19 protein-coding genes and 1 tRNA gene are annotated in these 18,552 nt (G+C 60.9%); 8 read left to right on the top strand and 12 right to left on the bottom strand.

Annotated features, from left to right (window positions below; all coding sequences use genetic code 11):
• Positions 1-4 precede the first annotated feature (4 nt).
• Complete coding sequence (locus I554_RS0102945; protein WP_024578017.1) at positions 5-385, top strand: hypothetical protein; 381 nt, start codon at positions 5-7, stop codon at positions 383-385.
• Here the strand turns inward: I554_RS0102945 and I554_RS0102940 are convergent.
• Entirely contained in the window at positions 345-1,898 is a 1,554-nt protein-coding gene (locus I554_RS0102940) for a hypothetical protein (protein ID WP_024578257.1), read from the bottom strand. The two genes, I554_RS0102945 and I554_RS0102940, sit on opposite strands and share 41 nt — an antisense overlap.
• Positions 1,899-2,221: 323 nt before the next feature.
• On the opposite strand from I554_RS0102940, the gene I554_RS0102935 reads away from it, so the two are divergent.
• Both I554_RS0102935 and I554_RS0102930 read left to right on the top strand, forming a co-directional pair.
• Positions 2,222-2,776: a hypothetical protein gene (locus I554_RS0102935; protein ID WP_024578019.1), complete on the top strand. Its 555-nt coding sequence runs from the start codon at positions 2,222-2,224 to the stop codon at positions 2,774-2,776.
• Positions 2,777-2,976: 200 nt separating this feature from the next.
• Positions 2,977-5,637 (top strand): glycosyltransferase, encoded by a 2,661-nt coding sequence (locus I554_RS0102930; RefSeq protein ID WP_024578020.1) that lies wholly within the window; start codon positions 2,977-2,979, stop codon positions 5,635-5,637.
• A gap of 33 nt (positions 5,638-5,670) precedes the next feature.
• Here the strand turns inward: I554_RS0102930 and I554_RS0102925 are convergent, their stop codons facing one another.
• Positions 5,671-5,856 carry a hypothetical protein gene (locus tag I554_RS0102925; protein WP_024578021.1) on the bottom strand — a complete coding sequence of 62 codons (186 nt, stop codon included), beginning with the start codon at positions 5,854-5,856 and terminating at the stop codon, positions 5,671-5,673.
• A 102-nt stretch (positions 5,857-5,958) separates the two neighbouring features.
• Positions 5,959-6,034: transfer RNA gene (locus I554_RS0102920), tRNA-Lys, on the bottom strand.
• A gap of 167 nt (positions 6,035-6,201) precedes the next feature.
• Between I554_RS0102920 and I554_RS0102915 the strand changes: the two genes are divergently transcribed.
• Positions 6,202-6,453 carry a hypothetical protein gene (locus tag I554_RS0102915; protein ID WP_024578022.1) on the top strand — a complete coding sequence of 84 codons (252 nt, stop codon included), beginning with the start codon at positions 6,202-6,204 and terminating at the stop codon, positions 6,451-6,453.
• 9 nt (positions 6,454-6,462) lie between these two features.
• On the opposite strand, the gene I554_RS27155 is transcribed toward I554_RS0102915, so the two are convergent.
• Complete coding sequence (locus I554_RS27155) at positions 6,463-6,675, bottom strand: hypothetical protein (RefSeq protein WP_034461691.1); 213 nt, start codon at positions 6,673-6,675, stop codon at positions 6,463-6,465.
• A gap of 72 nt (positions 6,676-6,747) precedes the next feature.
• Between I554_RS27155 and I554_RS0102905 the strand changes: the two genes are divergently transcribed.
• On the top strand, positions 6,748-7,677 hold the full coding sequence (locus tag I554_RS0102905; RefSeq protein WP_024578023.1) for a glycine/sarcosine/betaine reductase selenoprotein B family protein: 930 nt from the start codon (positions 6,748-6,750) through the stop codon (positions 7,675-7,677).
• Position 7,678: 1 nt separating this feature from the next.
• On the opposite strand, the gene I554_RS0102900 is transcribed toward I554_RS0102905, so the two are convergent.
• Positions 7,679-7,924 carry a BrnA antitoxin family protein gene (locus tag I554_RS0102900; RefSeq protein WP_024578024.1) on the bottom strand — a complete coding sequence of 82 codons (246 nt, stop codon included), beginning with the start codon at positions 7,922-7,924 and terminating at the stop codon, positions 7,679-7,681.
• A gap of 2 nt (positions 7,925-7,926) precedes the next feature.
• Complete coding sequence (gene cysK, locus I554_RS0102895) at positions 7,927-8,910, bottom strand: cysteine synthase A (RefSeq protein ID WP_024578025.1); 984 nt, start codon at positions 8,908-8,910, stop codon at positions 7,927-7,929.
• Positions 8,911-9,138: 228 nt separating this feature from the next.
• Between cysK and I554_RS0102890 the strand changes: the two genes are divergently transcribed.
• On the top strand, positions 9,139-9,360 hold the full coding sequence (locus I554_RS0102890; protein WP_024578026.1) for a hypothetical protein: 222 nt from the start codon (positions 9,139-9,141) through the stop codon (positions 9,358-9,360).
• Positions 9,361-9,369: 9 nt separating this feature from the next.
• On the opposite strand, the gene tgt is transcribed toward I554_RS0102890, so the two are convergent.
• The 5 genes from tgt to coaD all read right to left on the bottom strand — a co-directional run bounded on the left by tgt (position 9,370) and on the right by coaD (position 13,256).
• The gene (tgt, locus tag I554_RS0102885; RefSeq protein ID WP_024578027.1) at positions 9,370-10,503 is read right to left on the bottom strand and encodes a tRNA guanosine(34) transglycosylase Tgt; all 1,134 of its coding nucleotides are present in this window, start codon (positions 10,501-10,503) and stop codon (positions 9,370-9,372) included.
• Between the two features lie 15 nt (positions 10,504-10,518).
• On the bottom strand, positions 10,519-11,595 hold the full coding sequence (queA, locus tag I554_RS0102880) for a tRNA preQ1(34) S-adenosylmethionine ribosyltransferase-isomerase QueA (RefSeq protein ID WP_024578028.1): 1,077 nt from the start codon (positions 11,593-11,595) through the stop codon (positions 10,519-10,521).
• Positions 11,596-11,661: 66 nt separating this feature from the next.
• Entirely contained in the window at positions 11,662-12,126 is a 465-nt protein-coding gene (locus tag I554_RS0102875; RefSeq protein WP_019197051.1) for a peptidylprolyl isomerase, read from the bottom strand.
• A 64-nt stretch (positions 12,127-12,190) separates the two neighbouring features.
• Positions 12,191-12,733 carry a peptidylprolyl isomerase gene (locus I554_RS0102870; RefSeq protein WP_024578029.1) on the bottom strand — a complete coding sequence of 181 codons (543 nt, stop codon included), beginning with the start codon at positions 12,731-12,733 and terminating at the stop codon, positions 12,191-12,193.
• A gap of 22 nt (positions 12,734-12,755) precedes the next feature.
• Positions 12,756-13,256, bottom strand: coding sequence for a pantetheine-phosphate adenylyltransferase (gene coaD, locus I554_RS0102865; protein ID WP_024578030.1), 501 nt, complete (start codon positions 13,254-13,256; stop codon positions 12,756-12,758).
• Between the two features lie 162 nt (positions 13,257-13,418).
• On the opposite strand from coaD, the gene I554_RS0102860 reads away from it, so the two are divergent.
• A complete protein-coding gene (locus tag I554_RS0102860; protein ID WP_024578031.1) occupies positions 13,419-13,673 on the top strand; it encodes a hypothetical protein in 255 nt (84 codons plus the stop codon).
• 214 nt (positions 13,674-13,887) lie between these two features.
• A complete protein-coding gene (locus I554_RS0102855) occupies positions 13,888-15,741 on the top strand; it encodes a KUP/HAK/KT family potassium transporter (RefSeq protein ID WP_152527611.1) in 1,854 nt (617 codons plus the stop codon).
• A gap of 35 nt (positions 15,742-15,776) precedes the next feature.
• Here the strand turns inward: I554_RS0102855 and gyrA are convergent, their stop codons facing one another.
• Positions 15,777-18,491, bottom strand: a complete 2,715-nt coding sequence (gyrA, locus tag I554_RS0102850; protein WP_024578033.1) for a DNA gyrase subunit A — start codon at positions 18,489-18,491, stop codon at positions 15,777-15,779.
• Between the last annotated feature and the right edge of the window lie 61 nt (positions 18,492-18,552).

Genomic DNA, 18,552 nt, shown 5'->3' with positions numbered 1-18,552 from the left:
GCGCATGAAAAAAGAGCCGTTCAGACTGACCCCTTATCAGGTGCAATGGATTTTGATCGTGGGATTTCTCACGATCGGATACGCATTGTATCTGCGTTACATGGCCATTGAGTTTGCGCAGGTTCGGCTCGAATGCGAGGCCGGTCTGCAAACCATGCTGTGCAAGACGCGGCTGACGATGACCTATCTGTTCAAGAACTACGTGTTCGGAATAGCCGCGCTGGTCATTGCGACACTGCACTTCATCCGGCCATCGATTGTCACTCTCACCGCCGGGCTGGTCGCAGCGTGTTTCGGGATCGTGCTCTACAATATCGGCCTGTCGGGCATCGCGATCGCGCTGCTTATTCTTGGGTTTGCGCGACCCGCGCCCGCGACAGCGTAAGCGCCAAAAGCAGATACAATCCGCAAGTCCATAGCGACTGCCAGTTCGCAGGCCCCTCGTTGAATCCGATATAGATCGCGGAGAGCGCGAGAGCGCCTGCGAAAACGGACTCAGTTATCGGGCGCGTGCCCTTTGCTGGCCTGTTGAGCGCCGTCAGCAGTACAAACGGGACGACAGCCATGGTCAGCGCCGCGAACTGGAAATCGCGGTAGCGTGGATCGAAGACGAAGCCGAGCGCGGTCTGGGTGGCCAGCACAGTCGTAATCAGCAGCACGATCCCAAGAATGGTCTGCATGCGCGAGCCCGTGCGATACTCTCGCGGTCCGATAAGTTCCATGAACGTCGGAAGACTGCGCCCGTACATCACGGTGTTGGCGACGATCAGCGGCGACAGCACAGCGGCTCCGAACAGCAGGATGCCGACGGTCCAGCCGCCGAGACCGAGGCTTTCGACGATCAGCTTGTCGTACGCCACGCCGAGAAGCGCGCCGCCCGCAGTTGCGCAGATCGCGACCGTGACCCACGAGCTCAGGTGCGGCGACCAGGGCCTGCGGCGCAGCGTCAGCAGCGCCACGCCAAAGACGAGCGCCGAGAAAATCATGCCGGCAACGGCATAGATCTTTGCGCGCGGGAAGTTGGTGATCGGCTCGCCAGCGGGATATTTCAGATCGCGGGCGCCGTCGGCGTCGAACAGACCCCAGTGGCCGCCGACAGTGCCTTCCCACATCCGCTTCCAGGGCTGGTCGTAGGCCTCGATCAGATTGACCCGGAACTTTTCCTGACGGGCAAGCTGGAGGATTTCGGAAACCACCCGGGCCTGATTGGCCCGTGACGGCAGCGCGCCTTCACGCATGCGGCCCGCGCTTGGCCAGCCGGTTTCTCCGATCAGGATTTCCTTGTTCGGGAACGCAACCGCCATCCGCTTGCGGATCGCGTCGACGTGGTTGGCAGCATGGCGAGCACGAATCGGGAAGTCTTCCCAATACGGAAGAATGTGAATCGTAACGAAATCGACGGCGTCATAGACGTCACGGTTCTTGAGCCAGAACTCCCAGACATCGGCATAGGTGACCTGGATAGCTCCGACCTTCGACTTCACGTAGCGGATATTCGCCGTGAGGTCGGCAGCGGTCATCTCGCCGCGCAGAAGCACCTCGTTGCCGACAATGACCGCGCCGACGACGCCGGGATATTTCTTGGCGAGCCCGATGGCGGTTTCCATCTGCGTGCGGTTGTCGACGCGATTGGTGCCGATCCAGATTCCGAGCATCACCTTGAGCCCGGCCTTCTGAGCGAGTTCCGGAACCTGATCGAGGCCGTTGCCGACCGAATAGGTCCGGATGCAGTCGGTGACCTTGGCAAGTTGTGCCAGATCCTGCGCGATCTGCTCCGGCGCAATGATCAATCCGGGCTGAAGGGGATTCTGAGCCCCGCGGAACGGTGCGTAGGAGACGCATTCAAGCTTCGCGGAAGGGTCGATCGGGGCGCGCGCCAATACAATCGGCGTGGCCAACCACCACCAAATTGCGGCAATAGCGCTCAGGGATATGACCAGAAGGGCCAGTGGCGTACGAAGGGAAATGGGTTCCGTCCTCCAGGGAGGCACGTCGATAACCGGTCGCCGCCGGTCTGCCAAGACCCCAGTCAATGGCTACCCCCGGTCTTCTCGTCGCACACCTTCATTACGGGGGCATCAAACTTCCGGCTTGCTGGACAAAAACATAAATGTCCTTCATGTGAATCAGGCAGTTGCGGTAGAGGCAATCTTCTGCCGCATTGGCAGGGCATCTGTGTGGGCGGCGCGCGGCGGCCGGCACGCCATCAATCGGGGATTTCATGCTTCGGGTACGTACCGGGTTTCGAGTTGCGGTTTTTCAGCGAGTCGCCGTTCCGGCCCTTGCTTTGTTTGTCGGGATCGGGGCTGCAATCGCTCAAAGCGGTGACCTCCGGGCCCAGGACACGGCCCCCAAACAGGCGGCCCCGGCCGACGCAGCCAAGGAAAGCAAGCGCAAGGCCGACGAGTTCGTCGAGGCGGCCCAGGCGATTAACGGTCCTGCCGGAAACCCGGAATGTGTCTGGCTTGGACGGCGGGTGGTCGGGTTGATGTGGCGCGACGACCTCGACACGGCGTTCCGTCACCTCGACCTCTATGAGCGCTTCGGCTGCCCTGGAGGGCACATCCAGGCGACTTTCCGCTGTGTCGTGAGGTTCGGCGCCACGATCGACCCCAAGGTCGCTGAGACCCTCAACGGCCGTGTGCACGCGTGCTGGATCAATCCGGCGGCCCAACCACAGGCAGCCGCTGCGCCACAGCCCCCGGCTGCTGCACCCGCGGCAGCGACACCGCCAGCACCCGCGGCGGCGCCTGCTCCGGCAACACCGGCCAAGTAAGCGCCGAAGCGCTGGCGGAACAGGAACGAGCCGATCCCGTATTCATTGGGTATTCATACGGTCTCGGCTACGCCCTCAAAAGGCCATGTCGCCGTATGAGTTGTTAAGCCGCGCAGCATAGATAAGCTGCCATCAACGCTGACGAACCGAGGGGACAGGTTCGCGATCCTGCCACGTTCGGCCCCGTATGGTTTTCCTTGATGCGCGCCATCGTTGCTGTCCTCCTCTGCGTTACTGCTGTCCACGCGGCCATCTGGGGCCTCCTGAGGGATGAGCAGAAGGCACCCGACTTCAACGGAATGTTGCCCAGCTTGTCCTACGCCCCGTTCGAAGGCGCAGGACACCCGGACGTCGACAACATTCCTAACAAGGAAAAAATCCGCGCCGACCTCAAGAAACTCGCGACGATGACCAAGGCCATCCGCCTGTACTCGTCGACGGGCGGCGTTGAGCTGGTTCCCCCGATTGCCGCCGAATTCGGCCTCAAGGTCACGGTCGGCGCCTGGATCGACAAGAACGCAGAGCGAAACGAACGCGAAATCGTCGCTGCCCTCGAACTCGCCAAGCGAAACAGCAACGTCATCGGCATAGTCGTCGGCAATGAAACCATCTACCGCGGCGAACAGAAGGTCGAAGACCTCATCGAGCTGATCCAGCGCGTCAAAAAACAGACTAATGTCCCTGTTACGACTGGCGAAATCTGGAACATCTGGCGCGACAATCCGCAATTGGCCTCGGCGGTCGATTTCATCGCCGCGCACATCCTGCCGTACTGGGAAAACTTCACCGACAAACAGGCTGTCGATCAGGCGATGTATATCTATGGCCTGCTGCGGGATACCTTTCCCGGCAAGCGCATCGTGATCGCCGAGTTCGGCTGGCCAAGCGCGGGCTACAATCTCAAGAACGCCAACCCCGGCCCATTTGAACAGGCCTCCGTGCTGCGGAACTTCGTGACCCGCGCTGAGGCCATCGGGATGGACTACAACATCGTCGAAGCGATCGATCAGCCTTGGAAATTTTTCGAAGGCGGCGTTGGACCTTACTGGGGCGTTCTTAATGCATCACGCGAGCCAAAATTCGCATGGACCGGCCCCATCGTCGATCCGGATTACTGGAAAATTGCAGGAATAGCCCTGCTGATCGGCGTCCTGCTGTCGCTGCCGATCCTGCGCCTGGCCCATCCAACCGTGATGCAAGCCATCATGCTGGCCGCTGCGGCAAACGGAGTGGGCGCATGGTTCGCAACTGTGTTCGCCTACTGGAACATGCACTACTTCGTCTTCGGCTCGGCCTTTGCGCTGACCTTGGGCCTCATTCTGCTCATACCGCTGGTCCTGATTGCGATGGCCCGGATCGAAGAGATCGCGACCATTGCTTTCGGGCGCAAGCCTTCGCGCCTGATCTCGGCGGCTGTCCCCGCTCCGCCTGAAGGTTACGCACCAAAAGTCTCGATTCACGTGCCTGCGTATTTCGAACCGCCTGAGATGCTGAAGCTGACGCTCGATGCGGTGTCCCGGCTCGATTATCCGAATTTCGAATGCGTGGTGATCATCAACAACACGCCCGATCCGGCGTTCTGGCAGCCGATCCAGGACCACTGCCGCGCTCTCGGCGAGCGCTTCATCTTCATCAACGCCGAGAAGGTGCAGGGCTTCAAGGCCGGTGCGCTGCGGATCGCCATGGAGCGCACGGCCCCGGACGCGGAAATCATCGGCATCATCGACGCCGACTATGTTGTCACGCCGGACTGGCTCAAGGATCTGGTCCCGGCTTTCGTCGATCCGCGCGTGGGTCTCGTGCAGGCTCCGCAGGAACATCGTGACGGCGACCGCTCGCTGATGCACTACGCCATGAACGGCGAATATGCCGGATTCTTCGACATCGGCATGGTGCAGCGGAACGAAGCCAACGCCATTATCGTCCATGGCACGATGTGCCTGATCCGCCGTGCGGCGATGGACATGGCGGGCGGCTGGGCAGGTGACACGATCTGCGAAGACACCGATCTCGGTCTTGCGATCATCGAGCACGGCTGGCTGACGCACTACACCAACAGGCGCTACGGGTATGGCCTGCTGCCGGACACCTACGAGGCCTTCAAGAAGCAACGTCACCGCTGGGCCTATGGCGGCTTCCAGATCGTCAAGAAGCACTGGCGCCGGTTCCTGCCCAATGCGAGCAGGCTTTCGCCCGATCAGAAGCGCGAGTTTGCACTCGGCTGGCTGAACTGGCTCGGCGCGGAAAGCCTCGGCGTGGTCGTTGCGATCCTCAACCTGATCTGGGTGCCGATCGTATCATTCGCCGACATCGCCATTCCCGACAAGATCCTGACCCTGCCGATCATCGCGGCATTCATCGTCTCGCTGGCGCACTTCCTGACACTCTACAGGCTGCGTGTGCCGGTGAAGGTCGGCCAGATGCTGGGCGCAATGGTTGCGGCAATGTCGGTGCAGTGGACTGTGTCGCGCGCCGTCGCCAACGGCCTGATCACCGACCACCTCCCGTTCGCGCGCACCTCCAAGGGCGGCCTGTCCCGCATGTCGGTGGAGTTTCAGGCGTTCTGGGAAGCCGTGATCGGCATCCTCCTCATCATCGGCGCCATTGTGCTGGTTGCGTTCAACCAGAAGGAAGTTCGCGAGATCAACATCTTCGCCGGCGTGCTCGTGCTCCAGAGCCTGCCGTTCCTGTCGGCTGTCGCGATCGCGATCCTCGAGAACTCGCGCATCAACGCCTTTGGCTTCTGGAGTTCATCAACAGTGCGTGCTGCGGAACTGATCGGTCTTCGCCGGGAAACAACGCCAACGAACATGACGGTTCAACAGCCGGTCACGTCGGACGTCCGTCCTGATATCAAGTGATTGCTGCGACCTAGTGCGCGGAAATGTCGTCAGCTATTTAATGCTGACGAATGCGCCCCATGCTGCGGCTATTCCCGCTCCGACCAGAACATAGACGGGATGCTGGCAAAACGTATCGCTGTAATTGCACATCGTCTTTCCAAACCGGCCGAGCTGGCCGTGGTCAGCTGCGTAGAAGAGCCCCGAGAGAGCAACCAGGATACCGGCGACGAAATACATTCTTGTTGGCCCTTTTCGCTCCCAAGCCAGCATCGCCGGCTCATCCCACAATGCGAATCCTAGCCGATTGTAGCCGCAAGGATGCGGTTTGACAGGGCACCATGGTGAGCGCGGAGGGACTCGAACCCTCGACCCCATGATTAAAAGTCACGTGCTCTACCGCCTGAGCTACGCGCTCACGTGTCGCGGTGTGTAGGTGGCGGGTGGATGTGGGTCAAGTGCAGGCCGGCATCCTTGTTCAACCTGTGGAATTCACCGCCAAAGTTTAAAAATCCCGGCTTGAGAACGACAATTGACACATGAACAAAAAGAGAACATAGTGAGTTCTCACTGCGGGAGGCTTGGATGGCCGATATATCCTATTATGTAGCCCTTCCGTTCACTGAGGACGACGAAGGGTCCGTTGTGACCGGGACCGCCGAGGAGTTCCAGAGCGCGTCAACGGCGATTCGGCGGGCCGAGACGCTGTCACGCACCTCCGGAATTATCGGCGCGGTCGCCTTCACTCGCTCCGGTAACCCAATGACGGGTGACTTCAAGGACGCCATGGTGCTGAAAGCGTTTGGCAGCGTCCCTACGGATTTGAGCGGCCTGTAGAGGGAGCCATCAGGACCTGCGGTCTTCCTGCTCTTTCAATTCATCTTCGCTGAGATCGATCCTCGGCGTCGCGAAATCATCACTATCAGGATCGACCTTGAACGGCGCGTTCCTGGTGGGATCCAGGCGCCCTTTCCGTTTGCCCTTGTCGGTGGCGTCGCCCTTTTTCTTCTTTCCGGCCATCGCTGGTTTCCTTGCCTGCGCTGCCGGAATGACCGGCATGGTTCCCTAGAATATGGCTGAGGCGAAGCGCATCTGCTACGCCTACTTCTCCAGATTTCGAGGACATGCGCCATGACGGATTCGCCTGCGGCCCCCGAGAACACCGTCCAGGAATTCGACGTGCCGGTGCCGTACATGCAGCGGACGCGCGACTACTATCTGGCCATTGGCTACGACACGCCCTACCGCTGGGCGCACAACGTCGACGCTCCCTTTCAGCCGCTGACGAAGCCCCTGGCGCAATCGCGGGTTGCCATCGTCACCACGGCGGCCCGTTTTGATCCGACGAAGGGCGATCAGGGACCGGGGGCGGCCTACAACGGCAGTGCGAAGTTCTATCAAGTCTATGATGGCGACAGCGGGAAGCAGCACGACCTGCGCATTTCCCACATCGCCTACGATCGCGTGCATACGTCCGCAACCGATATGAACACCTGGTTTCCGCTGGAGCAGTTCCACCGGCTTGCCCGCGAAGGCCGGATCGGTGACGTCGCGCCGCGCTTCTTCGGCGCGCCGACCAATCGCAGCCACCGCGTCACGGTCGACACCGACGCGCCGGATATCCTGGCGCGATGCAAGGCCGACAACGTCGATGCCGTCGTGCTGGTCCCCAATTGTCCCGTGTGCCACCAGACCACGGCTTTGGTTGCCCGGCACCTCGAGGCCAATGGAATTTCAACCGCAGTGATGGGATGCGCCAAGGACATCGTCGAGCACGCTGCCGTGCCGCGGTTCCTGTTCAGTGACTTCCCGCTGGGTAACTCCGCCGGCAGACCGCACGACCTGTCGTCCCAGGCGCTCACGCTGGAACTGGCGCTGAAGGTGCTCGAAAGCGCACCGGGTCCGCAGACCACTGTGCAATCGCCACTGCGCTGGAGCGCAGATGCTTCATGGAAGCTCGACTACAACAATGTCGAGCGCATGTCGCCGGAAGAGCTTGCCCGGCGGCGGCGCGATTTCGATGCACAGAAGGAAGCCGCGCGCGTCAATCGCGTGGCGTGAGCTATTCGCACATCCCTGCCGCCTTCCTCAAGGCGGCATTGATGCGGTCCTGCCAACCCGGACCACCCTCCTGGAAATGCTCAAGGACGTCCTGATCGATCCTGAGTGAGACAAGCTCCCTCACGCCTGGAATGGCAGCTTTCTTTGGAGCGGCTTCCGGCACCTTGGTGGTGACGGACTTGAACGCCGCCTCAGCTTCCGTCTTTGCATCGCTCAGCGTGCGGGGCCGCCGTGGAGGAGAAGCCATCGTTAAACTCCCTCAAACAGCGCCGTAGACAAATAGCGTTCCGAAAATGATGGGATGACCGCCAGAATGGTCTTGCCCGCATTTTCGGGCCGCTTGCCGAGTTCGAGCGCTGCCGCAATAGCTGCCCCCGACGAGATGCCGCCCGGAATGCCTTCCACACGTGCAAGTGCGCGCGAAGTCGCAATGGCCGTTGCACTGTCCACCTTGACAATCTCGTCGATCACCGACCGATCGAGGATATCAGGCACGAATCCTGCGCCGATGCCTTGAATCTTGTGAGGCGAGTGCTGCCCCCCGGACAACACCGGGCTTTCCACCGGCTCGACAGCGACGATCCGCAGCGACGGCTTTCGCGGCTTCAGAACCTGCCCCACGCCGGTGATCGTGCCGCCTGTGCCGACACCGGCGACAAACACATCGATATCGCCATGGGTATCGTTCCAGATTTCCTCAGCTGTGGTGCGGCGGTGAACGTCCGGATTGGCCAGATTCTTGAATTGCTGTGGCATCACCGAATTGGGCGTATTGCGGACAAGGTCTTCCGCGGTCGCAATCGCGCCTTTCATGCCTTGTGCAGCCGGTGTCAGGACGATTTCTGCACCCAGAAACGCCAGCATCTTGCGCCGTTCAATCGACATCGATTCCGGCATAACCAATTTCAGCCGGTAACCGCGCGACGCAGCGACGAACGCCAGCGCAATACCCGTGTTGCCGGAGGTCGGTTCAATCAGCACGGTATCCTGATTGATGACGCCAGCCTTCTCCATCGCGACGATCATCGCCGCACCAATGCGGTCCTTCACGCTGGCGGCAGGATTGAAATATTCAAGTTTGGCGAGAATTTTCGCCTTTACTCCATTCTGTTCCGGCAGACGATGAAGACGGACGATCGGTGTATCGCCAAATGCATCAACGATGCTGTCGTAGATGCGTCCGCGCCCGGGCTGACGTGTCTGTGAAGCGTTTGGGTTTGACTTGGTATCCATGCCCCGGTCCTCCTGATCGATCCATCCGCACCATGAGAGAAAGCTACGCAAAACGAAAGGCTTCGCCATTAATGGCGGTCGCGACCGTGCGCGCAAGAGCAATGATGTTCCCGACCGGCATTGCATCGCAAAAACGGTATTTCGCAAAAGGAACGTATTTGTGTTGCGACAACTTCAAACTTGCATGAGTATATTCCGCGCGAGCTCGAACCCGGAAGGGAGGTCACGATGCCAGCACTTGCTGAACTTCTGTCGACCAAACCGTCACGCCTGCCGCCCCGTATCACTGACCGGCCGATCTGCACGATCTGCGCGGACTCGATGGTCGCCGCAGAAGCGTCCGCGTTTCTTGCCGACAATGTCATCAGCTATCTCTGGACTTGCGACAATTGCGGCTATGGCTTCGTCACGAAGCACTCAAACTATTCATCGAAAATCGTCTGTAACTGAACGCAACTCTCAGCGCGGCACGATATCGCCCCGCGCCCATCCTGCACGAACTGACGCGCGGTAATCGTCGAATGTCCCGGCAGCAATTGCGGCGCGGGCGCCGCTCATCAGGCTTTGATAGTACGCGACGTTGATCTCGGACAACAGCATCGCGCCCAGCGCCTCCTCGGACTTCACGAGGTGGTGCAGGTAAGCCCTTGAATAGCCGCTTGTCGAACGCCAGCCGCTTTCCTCGTCCAGCGGACGAGGATCGTCGGCGTGGCGGGCATTACGCAGGTTGATGACGCCAAATCGCGTGAACACATGGCCGTGGCGGCCGTTGCGCGTCGGCATCACGCAGTCGAACATGTCGATGCCCCGCGCAACCGCCTCAAGCATATCGTCCGGTGTCCCGACACCCATCAGGTAGCGCGGACGCTCCTGCGGCAGGAGTGGCGCGACCTCCTCGATCATCGCCAGCATGACCTCCTGCGGCTCGCCCACGGCGAGACCGCCGATGGCGTAGCCGTGGAAGCCGATGTCAATCAAGGCGCGGGTGCTTTCGCGGCGCAGGTCCGGAACATCTCCGCCTTGCGAAATTCCAAACAGCATGTAGCCGGGCGGCGCGGTCTCAAACGCGCGCTTGCTGCGCTCTCCCCAGCGGAGCGACAGTTGCATGGCGCGTTCGATCTCGGCGCGTTCTGCCGGAAGCCTGACGCATTCATCGAGCTGCATGGCGATATCCGAGCCGAGCAGCCGCTGCACTTCGATGGCACGCTCGGGCGACAACTCCACTTTGGTGCCGTCGATGTGCGAGCTGAACGTCACCGCCTGTTCGGTAACCTTGCGGATCTTGGCGAGCGACATGACCTGGAAGCCACCGGAGTCGGTGAGCATCGGGCCATTCCATGTGGTGAATGCCTGCAACCCGCCTAACGCAGCAATACGCTCGGCGCCTGGCCGCAGCATCAGGTGATAGGTGTTACCGAGAACGATATCGGCGCCAGTATCGCGAATATCGCGCCAGTGGATGCTTTTCATCGCGCCAGCGGTGCCGACGGGCATGAACGCAGGCGTGCGCACCACCCCGTGCGGGGTCGTGAGTTCGCCGGTCCGCGCTTCGCCATCGCGGCCGAGAAGCTTGAAATGATTGGGAACGCTCATGAGCGAGTTTATCGGTCAGGTTGATTTGCGAAACAACAGGGACGCATCGCCATACGAATAGAAGCGATAGCGGGTCTCAATGGCATGAGCGTAGGCTTTCTGCATGGTCTCCAGCCCGCTGAAGGCCGAAACCAGCATGAATAGGGTCGACCGCGGCAGGTGAAAGTTGGTCATCAGAATGTCCACGGCCTTGAAGCGATAGCCCGGCGTGATGAAAATCGCGGTGTCATCGGAGAACGGCTGGATAGTGCCGTCATCCGCAGCAGCGCTTTCCAGCAGCCGCAACGATGTCGTCCCGACGGCGACGATACGGCCACCCCTGGTGCGGGCCTCGTTAAGTGCGGCAGCGGTCTCGCCAGATACGGTGCCCCACTCGGCATGCATCCTGTGGCCGTCGGTGTCGTCAGATTTCACCGGCAGGAACGTCCCTGCTCCCACATGCAGCGTCACCCGATGCAGACCGATGCCGCGATTACGTAAGGCAGCCTCGAGCGCAGGCGTGAAATGCAGCCCCGCTGTTGGCGCAGCGACCGCGCCTTCGCTGACCGCAAACATGGTCTGATAGTCGGTGTTGTCTCGCTCATCAGGCATGCGCCGCGAGGCGATATACGGCGGCAGCGGCGGCGCGCCCACGTCCGCAATCGCCTGATCCAGAACTGGTCCGTGAAACGAGAATGCCAGCGTCACTTCGCCGTTCTCGCCCTTGCTCTCGACCTGTGCGTCCAGATTTCCGAGCAGGCAAACCCGGCCTTCGTTGCCGAAGCGGATGGCATCACCCGGAGTGAGTTTCTTCGCCGGCTTCACCAGTGCCTGCCAGCGAGAGCCGTCGAGGCGCTTGATCAAGGTCGCTTCGATCTTCGGCTCGGTTTCGCGACCGATGCGACGGCCGGTCAGTTGGGCGGGAATGACCTTGGTATCGTTGACCACAAGCTGATCGCCCGGTTGCAGAAACAGCGGCAAATCGGAAACCGTGGAATCCGTCAGCGGCTGGTTCGGCTTCACCACGAGCATGCGTGCCGCATCGCGCGGGCTGACAGGCCGCAGCGCGATGTTGCCTTCCGGAAGGTCGAAATCGAAAAGATCAGTACGCATGATGCTCAAATGTCGATGGCCGGGACATGCCCGGCCATCCGTTCGCAAGCCAGACTACAGCGGCGATCAGGCGGCGTCAGCCGCCATGTGCGCCTTGATGATCTTGTCGGGATTCTGCACGGGTTCTCCGCGCTTGATCTTGTCGACGTTCTCCATGCCCGAGGTCACCTTGCCCCACACAGTGTACTGGCCGTTGAGGAAAGCTGCATCGTCGAAGCAGATGAAGAACTGGCTATCACCCGAATCCGGGTTGGCAGCGCGCGCCATCGATGCGGTGCCGCGCACATGCGGCTCCTTGTTGAACTCGGCTTTCAGCTTCTTGCCGGAGCCGCCGGTGCCGGTACCCTGTGGACAGCCGGTTTGCGCCATGAATCCCTCGATAACGCGGTGGAACACGATGCCGTCATAGAATCCCTCGCGCACCAGTTCCTTGATGCGGGCGACATGACCCGGCGCGAGATCGGGACGCATCTCGATCGTGACCGGCCCCTGCGTCGTCTCCAGGATCAACGTGTTTTCATTGTCTGCCATGATATTTCCTTTGCAGATTGGGAGGCCCGCTATGGCCGGTAGGCCGCGGGCCGCCTGAGGTTGGTTACTTGATGTCGGAAGCGACCTGCACTTTCACCATCTTGTCAGGGTCCTGAACCGGCTCGCCGCGCTTGATCTTGTCCACGACGTCCATGCCGGAGACGACTTCGCCGACGACCGTATACTTGCCGTTCAGAAAGCTGCCGTCGGCGAACATGATGAAGAACTGCGAATTGGCCGAATTCGGTTCGCTCGAGCGCGCCATGCCGACAATGCCGCGCTTGAACGGCACGTTGGAGAACTCCGCCGGAAGGTTCGGATACTTCGATCCGCCGGTGCCATTGAAACGCTGGCCGTCGCCGGTCTGAGCCATGAAGCCCTCGATCACCCGATGGAACGGCACGTTGTTGTAGTAGCCGTCGCGGGCAAGCTGTTTGATGCGCTCGGCATGCTGCGGGGCCAGATCGGTGCGCAGCTTGACGATCACCCGCCCCTTTGTGGTGTCGATAACAATGGTGTTGGCCTTGTCGAGACCAGCCGGAAGCGCCTGCGAAAAAGCTGGCGTTGCAAGAACAATAGCCGCGAGAACGGCAAGGATGCGGATCATGAGAACTCCGGATCAGAGGAAGTTATTTGCCGGCAAATCTTGTTTTCAGGCGCGCGGCGACCGCCTTGGGTACGAAATGGGAGACGTCTCCGCCCATCCCTGCGATCTGACGCACCAGTGTGGCAGTGATCGGGCGGACGGTGGCGGATGCTGGCAGGAAAACGGTGCGGATTTCGGGCATCAGCGTCTGGTTCATGCCGGCGATCTGCATCTCGTAGTCCAGATCCGTGCCATCCCGCAGGCCACGGATCAGGATCGTCGCCCCTGCCCGCTGGGCCGCGGTCACGGTCAAATCGCTGAATGTAACGCAATCGATCTCGCATTTGGCGCTTGCCGCGATCGGAGCGAACACCTCGCGGATCATGTCCTGCCGTTCCTCGACTGGAAACAGCGGAGCCTTGCCGGGGTGGATGCCGATCGCCACTACCAGCCGGTCGACCAGGCTGCAGGCCTGCCGCACGACATCCAAATGGCCATTGGTGACGGGGTCGAACGACCCCGGATAAAGCGCAATACGGGACATGTCCCCTCCTAACCCGGCCCGGCGACCGCCGCAAGCTGGCCGGTTCCCCTCGATAACGCGGGTTTCAGCGTCAAAAATTTTAAGATCTCGTGAACTTTTACCCGCTGCTGCGCGTCATCCCTTCGAACGGCCCGCCAAGGCCGGCATCACAGGGGACGGACCATGGTCAAGGCACTCTCAGCAGTGACGATCGCGGCTTTCGTTGCAGCCGCCATGACAATCCTGCCAAGCTTCGCGCCTCCGGTGGAGGCGAGCGTGCCGCAGGCGCTCGCAAAGGCGGACCGGCTCCCGATCCGGACGGTCAGCGTGCCTTGCGCCGCACAGCACTGGCCGACCATGGACGCAGCATGCCTGCATCGCAGCAATTGGAAAAGCGGTGTCCAGCCGGTCCGGGTCGTGACAACAGACCGCAAGTAATCCCCCGCGTTATCCCCCCATTCACCTTCGCCTAGGGCGCGGCGTTGCTGCGCCCACCAACAAAATCCGCTCGGCGGCCATGGCAATTTCCCTCTCGCGGTAGCAGACTACGGACATGCGTCCGTTCGGGATGCTCACGAGGCGACGGGGGTAGCAAGTGACTGCCGTACATGCCGCAGCTTCAGTCCGCAGCCCCGGACTTCCAGTAACCGCGATGGTCGGAGCTCTCGGTGTCGTCTATGGCGATATCGGGACCAGCCCGCTTTATGCCCTGAAGGAAGCCGCGAAGGCGGCAACTCATAACGGCGGCGTCCTCACCAACGAAGCGATCCTCGGCGTGGTCTCGCTGATCTTCTGGGCACTGATCCTCATCATCTCGTTCAAATACGCCATGCTGATCATGCGGGCAGACAATCGCGGCGAAGGCGGCATCGTCGCGCTTCTGGCGCTTCTTCATGCCCGCAACGCGCAATCCGGAACATGGCGTGCGAATTTGCTCATCATCGGATTGATCGGCGCGGCGCTGTTGTATGGAGACGGCGCCATTACGCCCGCAATCTCGGTTCTTAGCGCGGTGGAGGGATTGAAGGTCGACGCACCATCGCTCGCCCACGCCGTGGTGCCGATCACCGTCGCGATCCTGATCGGTGTTTTCCTGATGCAGCGCAAGGGCACGGGATTCATCGGCGGGATATTCGGGCCGTTCATGCTGATCTGGTTCATCGTCCTTGCATTGCTCGGCATTCACGGCATCGCCAAAAATCCCGACGTCCTGGCAGCCCTGAGTCCGACATACGCGGTGACGTTTCTGCTCAGTCAGAATTTCCACATCTCGTTTGCGATCCTTGGCGCGGCGTTTCTCGCCGTGACAGGCGGCGAGGCCATGTATGCCGATATGGGTCACTTCGGCCGCTCGCCGATCCGGTTCGCGTGGTTCACGATTGCGCTGCCGGCGCTGGTCCTCAACTACTTCGGCCAGGCGGCGCTGCTCATCACCGATCGCGGGGCACTTGAAAACCCGTTCTACCAGCTCGCCCCCGACTGGGCGCATTATCCGCTTGTGGCGTTCGCCACCCTCGCCACGGTGATTGCATCTCAGGCGATCATCACAGGTGTATTCTCCCTGACCCAGCAAGCCATTCAACTGGGATTCCTGCCCCGTATGCATATCCAGCATACGGCGAGCGATGAAAAAGGCCAGATCTACGTTCCGCTGATCAACTGGCTTCTCGCCGCAGGAACGCTCGGAGCCGTCATCGGCTTCGGCACGTCGGATGCTCTCGCGGGCGCCTACGGCGTCGCCGTGTCGCTTCTGATGGCGATTACAACGCTGCTGGCAGCGCTTGTCGCCCTTCAATGGGGTTATCCGCCGGTGGTTGTCATCGCGGTCAACGGATTCTTCCTCGTGATCGACTGCATCTTCTTCGCCGCGAACTTTGCCAAACTTTTAGACGGCGGCTGGTTCCCGCTGCTGATAGCGGCCGTCATCGCGTTCCTGATGCTGACATGGCGTAGTGGCGTGAAGCTCGTCGAGGCCGCACGAGGCGCGCTGCGCCAGCCCGAAGAGGACCTGATCGAAACCGCGGTGAGCAAATGCCACGCGCGGCTTCCGGGAACCGCGGTGTTTCTAGCCTCAGCCCCGAAAGGTGTCCCGCTCGCGCTGACGCAGTTCGTGAAACACAATCACGTGCTGCATCAACGCGTCCTCCTCGTGACCGTCCTGATTGCGGAAGCGCCGCGCATCCCTGACGACGACAGGGTCGAAGTGATCGAGATCATCGAAGGCATCACGCGGGTGATTCTGCATTTCGGATTCATGCAGTACCCGGTCATCCTGGAGGGACTTCAGCTCGCCTGTGCCCAGGGCAAGCTTCCAGGTATCGATCTCAACAACATCACCTATTATATCGGCCGCGAGACCATCATCCCCAGCGAGAAAATTGCAGGCATGTGGGTGTGGCGGGAGACGGTGTTCGCATTTCTCCAGCGGAATGCGGAACGCACGGCGGCGTTCTTCGGCGTTCCCACCAAGCAGGTCGTCGAGTTCGGAACCGAGATCGAGATTTAGGTCACAATCCCGGCCCGATGGGCCGGGATCAGACTCTAACCGCCGTTCTCGGACTCGTCCTCGGTGATGTGCTCAACCGACACCACGTGTTCGTCCTCGGCGGTATCGAACACGATCACACCCTGCGTCGAACGTCCGGCGACGCGGATCCCCTCGACCGGGCAGCGGATAAGCTGTCCGGCGTCTGTCACCAGCATGATCTGGTCGCTGTCCTCGACCGGGAAGGACGCCACAAGCTTGCCATTGCGGTTGTTGACGGACATCGCGACGATGCCCTTTCCACCGCGGCCCGTGGTCCGATACTCGAACGACGAACTGCGCTTGCCGTAGCCGTTCTCGCTGATGGTCAGGACGAACTGTTCGGCAGCGGACATCTGCGCATATCGATCCTGGCTGAGCTGCACCGCCGCCGATGTTTCTTCGGTATCGGTCTCGCCATTTTCTTCGGCCGCCGTTTCGCCCGCGACAGCCCGACGCATCTTCAGGTATGCGGCCCGCTCGTCGGCGTTAACGTCCATATGACGCAAGATCGTGAGAGAGATCAGCTTGTCGCCGTCGCCAAGGGCGATGCCGCGCACACCCATCGAAGTGCGGCCGCTGAACACGCGCACATCCGTCACCGGGAAGCGGATGCACTGCCCGCCGGCCGCCGTCAGCAGCACGTCATCGTTTTCGGTCGCAATCTGAACGTCGACGATGGCCTCGCCCTCGTCGAGCTTCATGGCGATGATGCCCGAGCGGCGCACATCGACGAAGTCGGACAGCTTGTTGCGCCGGACATTGCCGCCGGTGGTGGCGAACATCACGTCGAGGTTGCCCCACGACGACTCATCTTCCGGCAGCGGCATGATGGTCGTGATGCGTTCGCCCTGCTCCAGCGGCAGGATGTTGATCAGCGCCTTGCCGCGCGAATTCGGCGCGGCCATCGGCAGACGCCAGACCTTCTCCTTGTAGACCTGCCCACGGGACGAGAAGAACAGCACCGGCGTATGCGTCGAGGCAATGAACAGCCGGCTGACGAAATCCTCGTCGCGCGTCTGCATTCCCGAGCGGCCCTTGCCGCCGCGCTTTTGCGCGCGATAGGTCGACAGCGGCACGCGCTTGACGTAGCCCGCGTGCGAGACGGTCACGACCATATCCTCGCGCTGGATCAGGTCCTCGTCCTCGACTTCGCCTTCCTGATCGATGATCTTCGTCCGGCGCGGGGTGGCGAACTCATCCTTCACCGCGGTGAGTTCGTCCTTGATGATAGATTGAATCCGCGCGCGAGAGCGCAGGATGTCGAGATAGTCGGCAATCTCTGTCGCGAGTTTGTTCAGCTCTTCGGAGATTTCCTCGCGGCCAAGTGCCGTCAGACGCTGCAGACGCAGATCGAGGATCGCTTTTGCCTGTTCCAGCGACAGGCGCGCAGTGCCGTCTTCAGACACGCGATGGCGCGGATCGTCGATCAGCGTGATCATCGTCGCCATATCCTTGGCCGGCCAGTCGCGCGACATCAGGGTTTCGCGCGCCGTATTCGGATCGGGAGACGTGCGGATGACGCGGATGACTTCGTCGATATTGGCAACAGCGATGGCCAAGCCGACCAGGATGTGAGCGCGGTCGCGTGCCTTGCCAAGCAGGAATTTGGTACGCCGTGAAACCACGCTCTCGCGGAACGCGATGAAAACAGTCAACAGGTCCTTCAGGTTCATCACCTGCGGACGTCCGCCATCCAGAGCCACCATGTTGGCTCCGAAGTTGGTCTGCAACGGTGTGAACTTGTAGAGCTGGTTTAGCACCACCTCCGGCACCGCATCGCGCTTCAGCTCGACGACCACGCGGTAACCGTCGCGGTCGGATTCGTCACGCAGATCGGCGATGCCTTCAATCTTCTTTTCGCGCACCAGTTCGGCGATACGCTCGACCATGCCCGCCTTGTTCACCTGATACGGGATTTCCGAAACGACAATCGCCTGACGGTCCTTGCGGACATCTTCGATTTCGACCTTGCCGCGCATCACGATGGAGCCGCGTCCGAGATGGTACGCGGCGCGAATGCCCTGGCGGCCAAGAATAATGCCGCCGGTCGGGAAATCCGGTCCGGGAACGATATTGATCAAATCGTCGATACCGAGTGCGGGATCGTTGATCAGCGCGATACACGCATCGATCACTTCGCCGAGATTGTGCGGTGGAATGTTGGTCGCCATGCCGACCGCGATGCCGCCGGCGCCGTTGACGAGCAGATTTGGAAATTTGGCCGGCAGAACACGCGGCTCGCGCTCGGAGCTGTCGTAGTTCGGCTGAAAATCGACAGTATCCTTGTCGATATCATCGAGCAGCGAATGCGCAACCTTCTGCAGACGCGCTTCGGTGTAACGCATCGCGGCCGCCATATCGCCGTCGACCGAGCCGAAGTTGCCCTGTCCGTCTATCAGCGGCACGCGCATGGAAAAGTCCTGCGCCATGCGCACCATTGCGTCGTAGACCGACTGGTCGCCGTGCGGGTGGTACTTACCGATCACGTCACCGACGGTTCGCGCCGATTTGCGGTACGGCTTATTCCACTCGAAACCATTCTCGTACATCGCGTAGAGAATGCGCCGGTGCACCGGCTTCAGACCGTCACGCGCATCCGGCAGCGCACGCGCTACGATCACGCTCATCGCGTAATCGAGGTAAGAGCGCTTCATTTCATCCGTGATCGAAACGGGACGGATATCGGCCGTCTCGGGTGGGCCGGACGGCGGATCTTCTTGGTCAGCCAACGTGCGAATCCTGAGTGTGAAATACTCGTTTTATATAGGCGAATTCGCACCGCAACGCCAA

It is taken from the genome of Afipia sp. OHSU_II-C1, assembly GCF_000497575.1.
Lineage (GTDB): Bacteria > Pseudomonadota > Alphaproteobacteria > Rhizobiales > Xanthobacteraceae > Afipia.
Note: the sequence above shows the minus strand (reverse complement) of the source record. Positions and strands in the feature narration are given on the sequence as shown.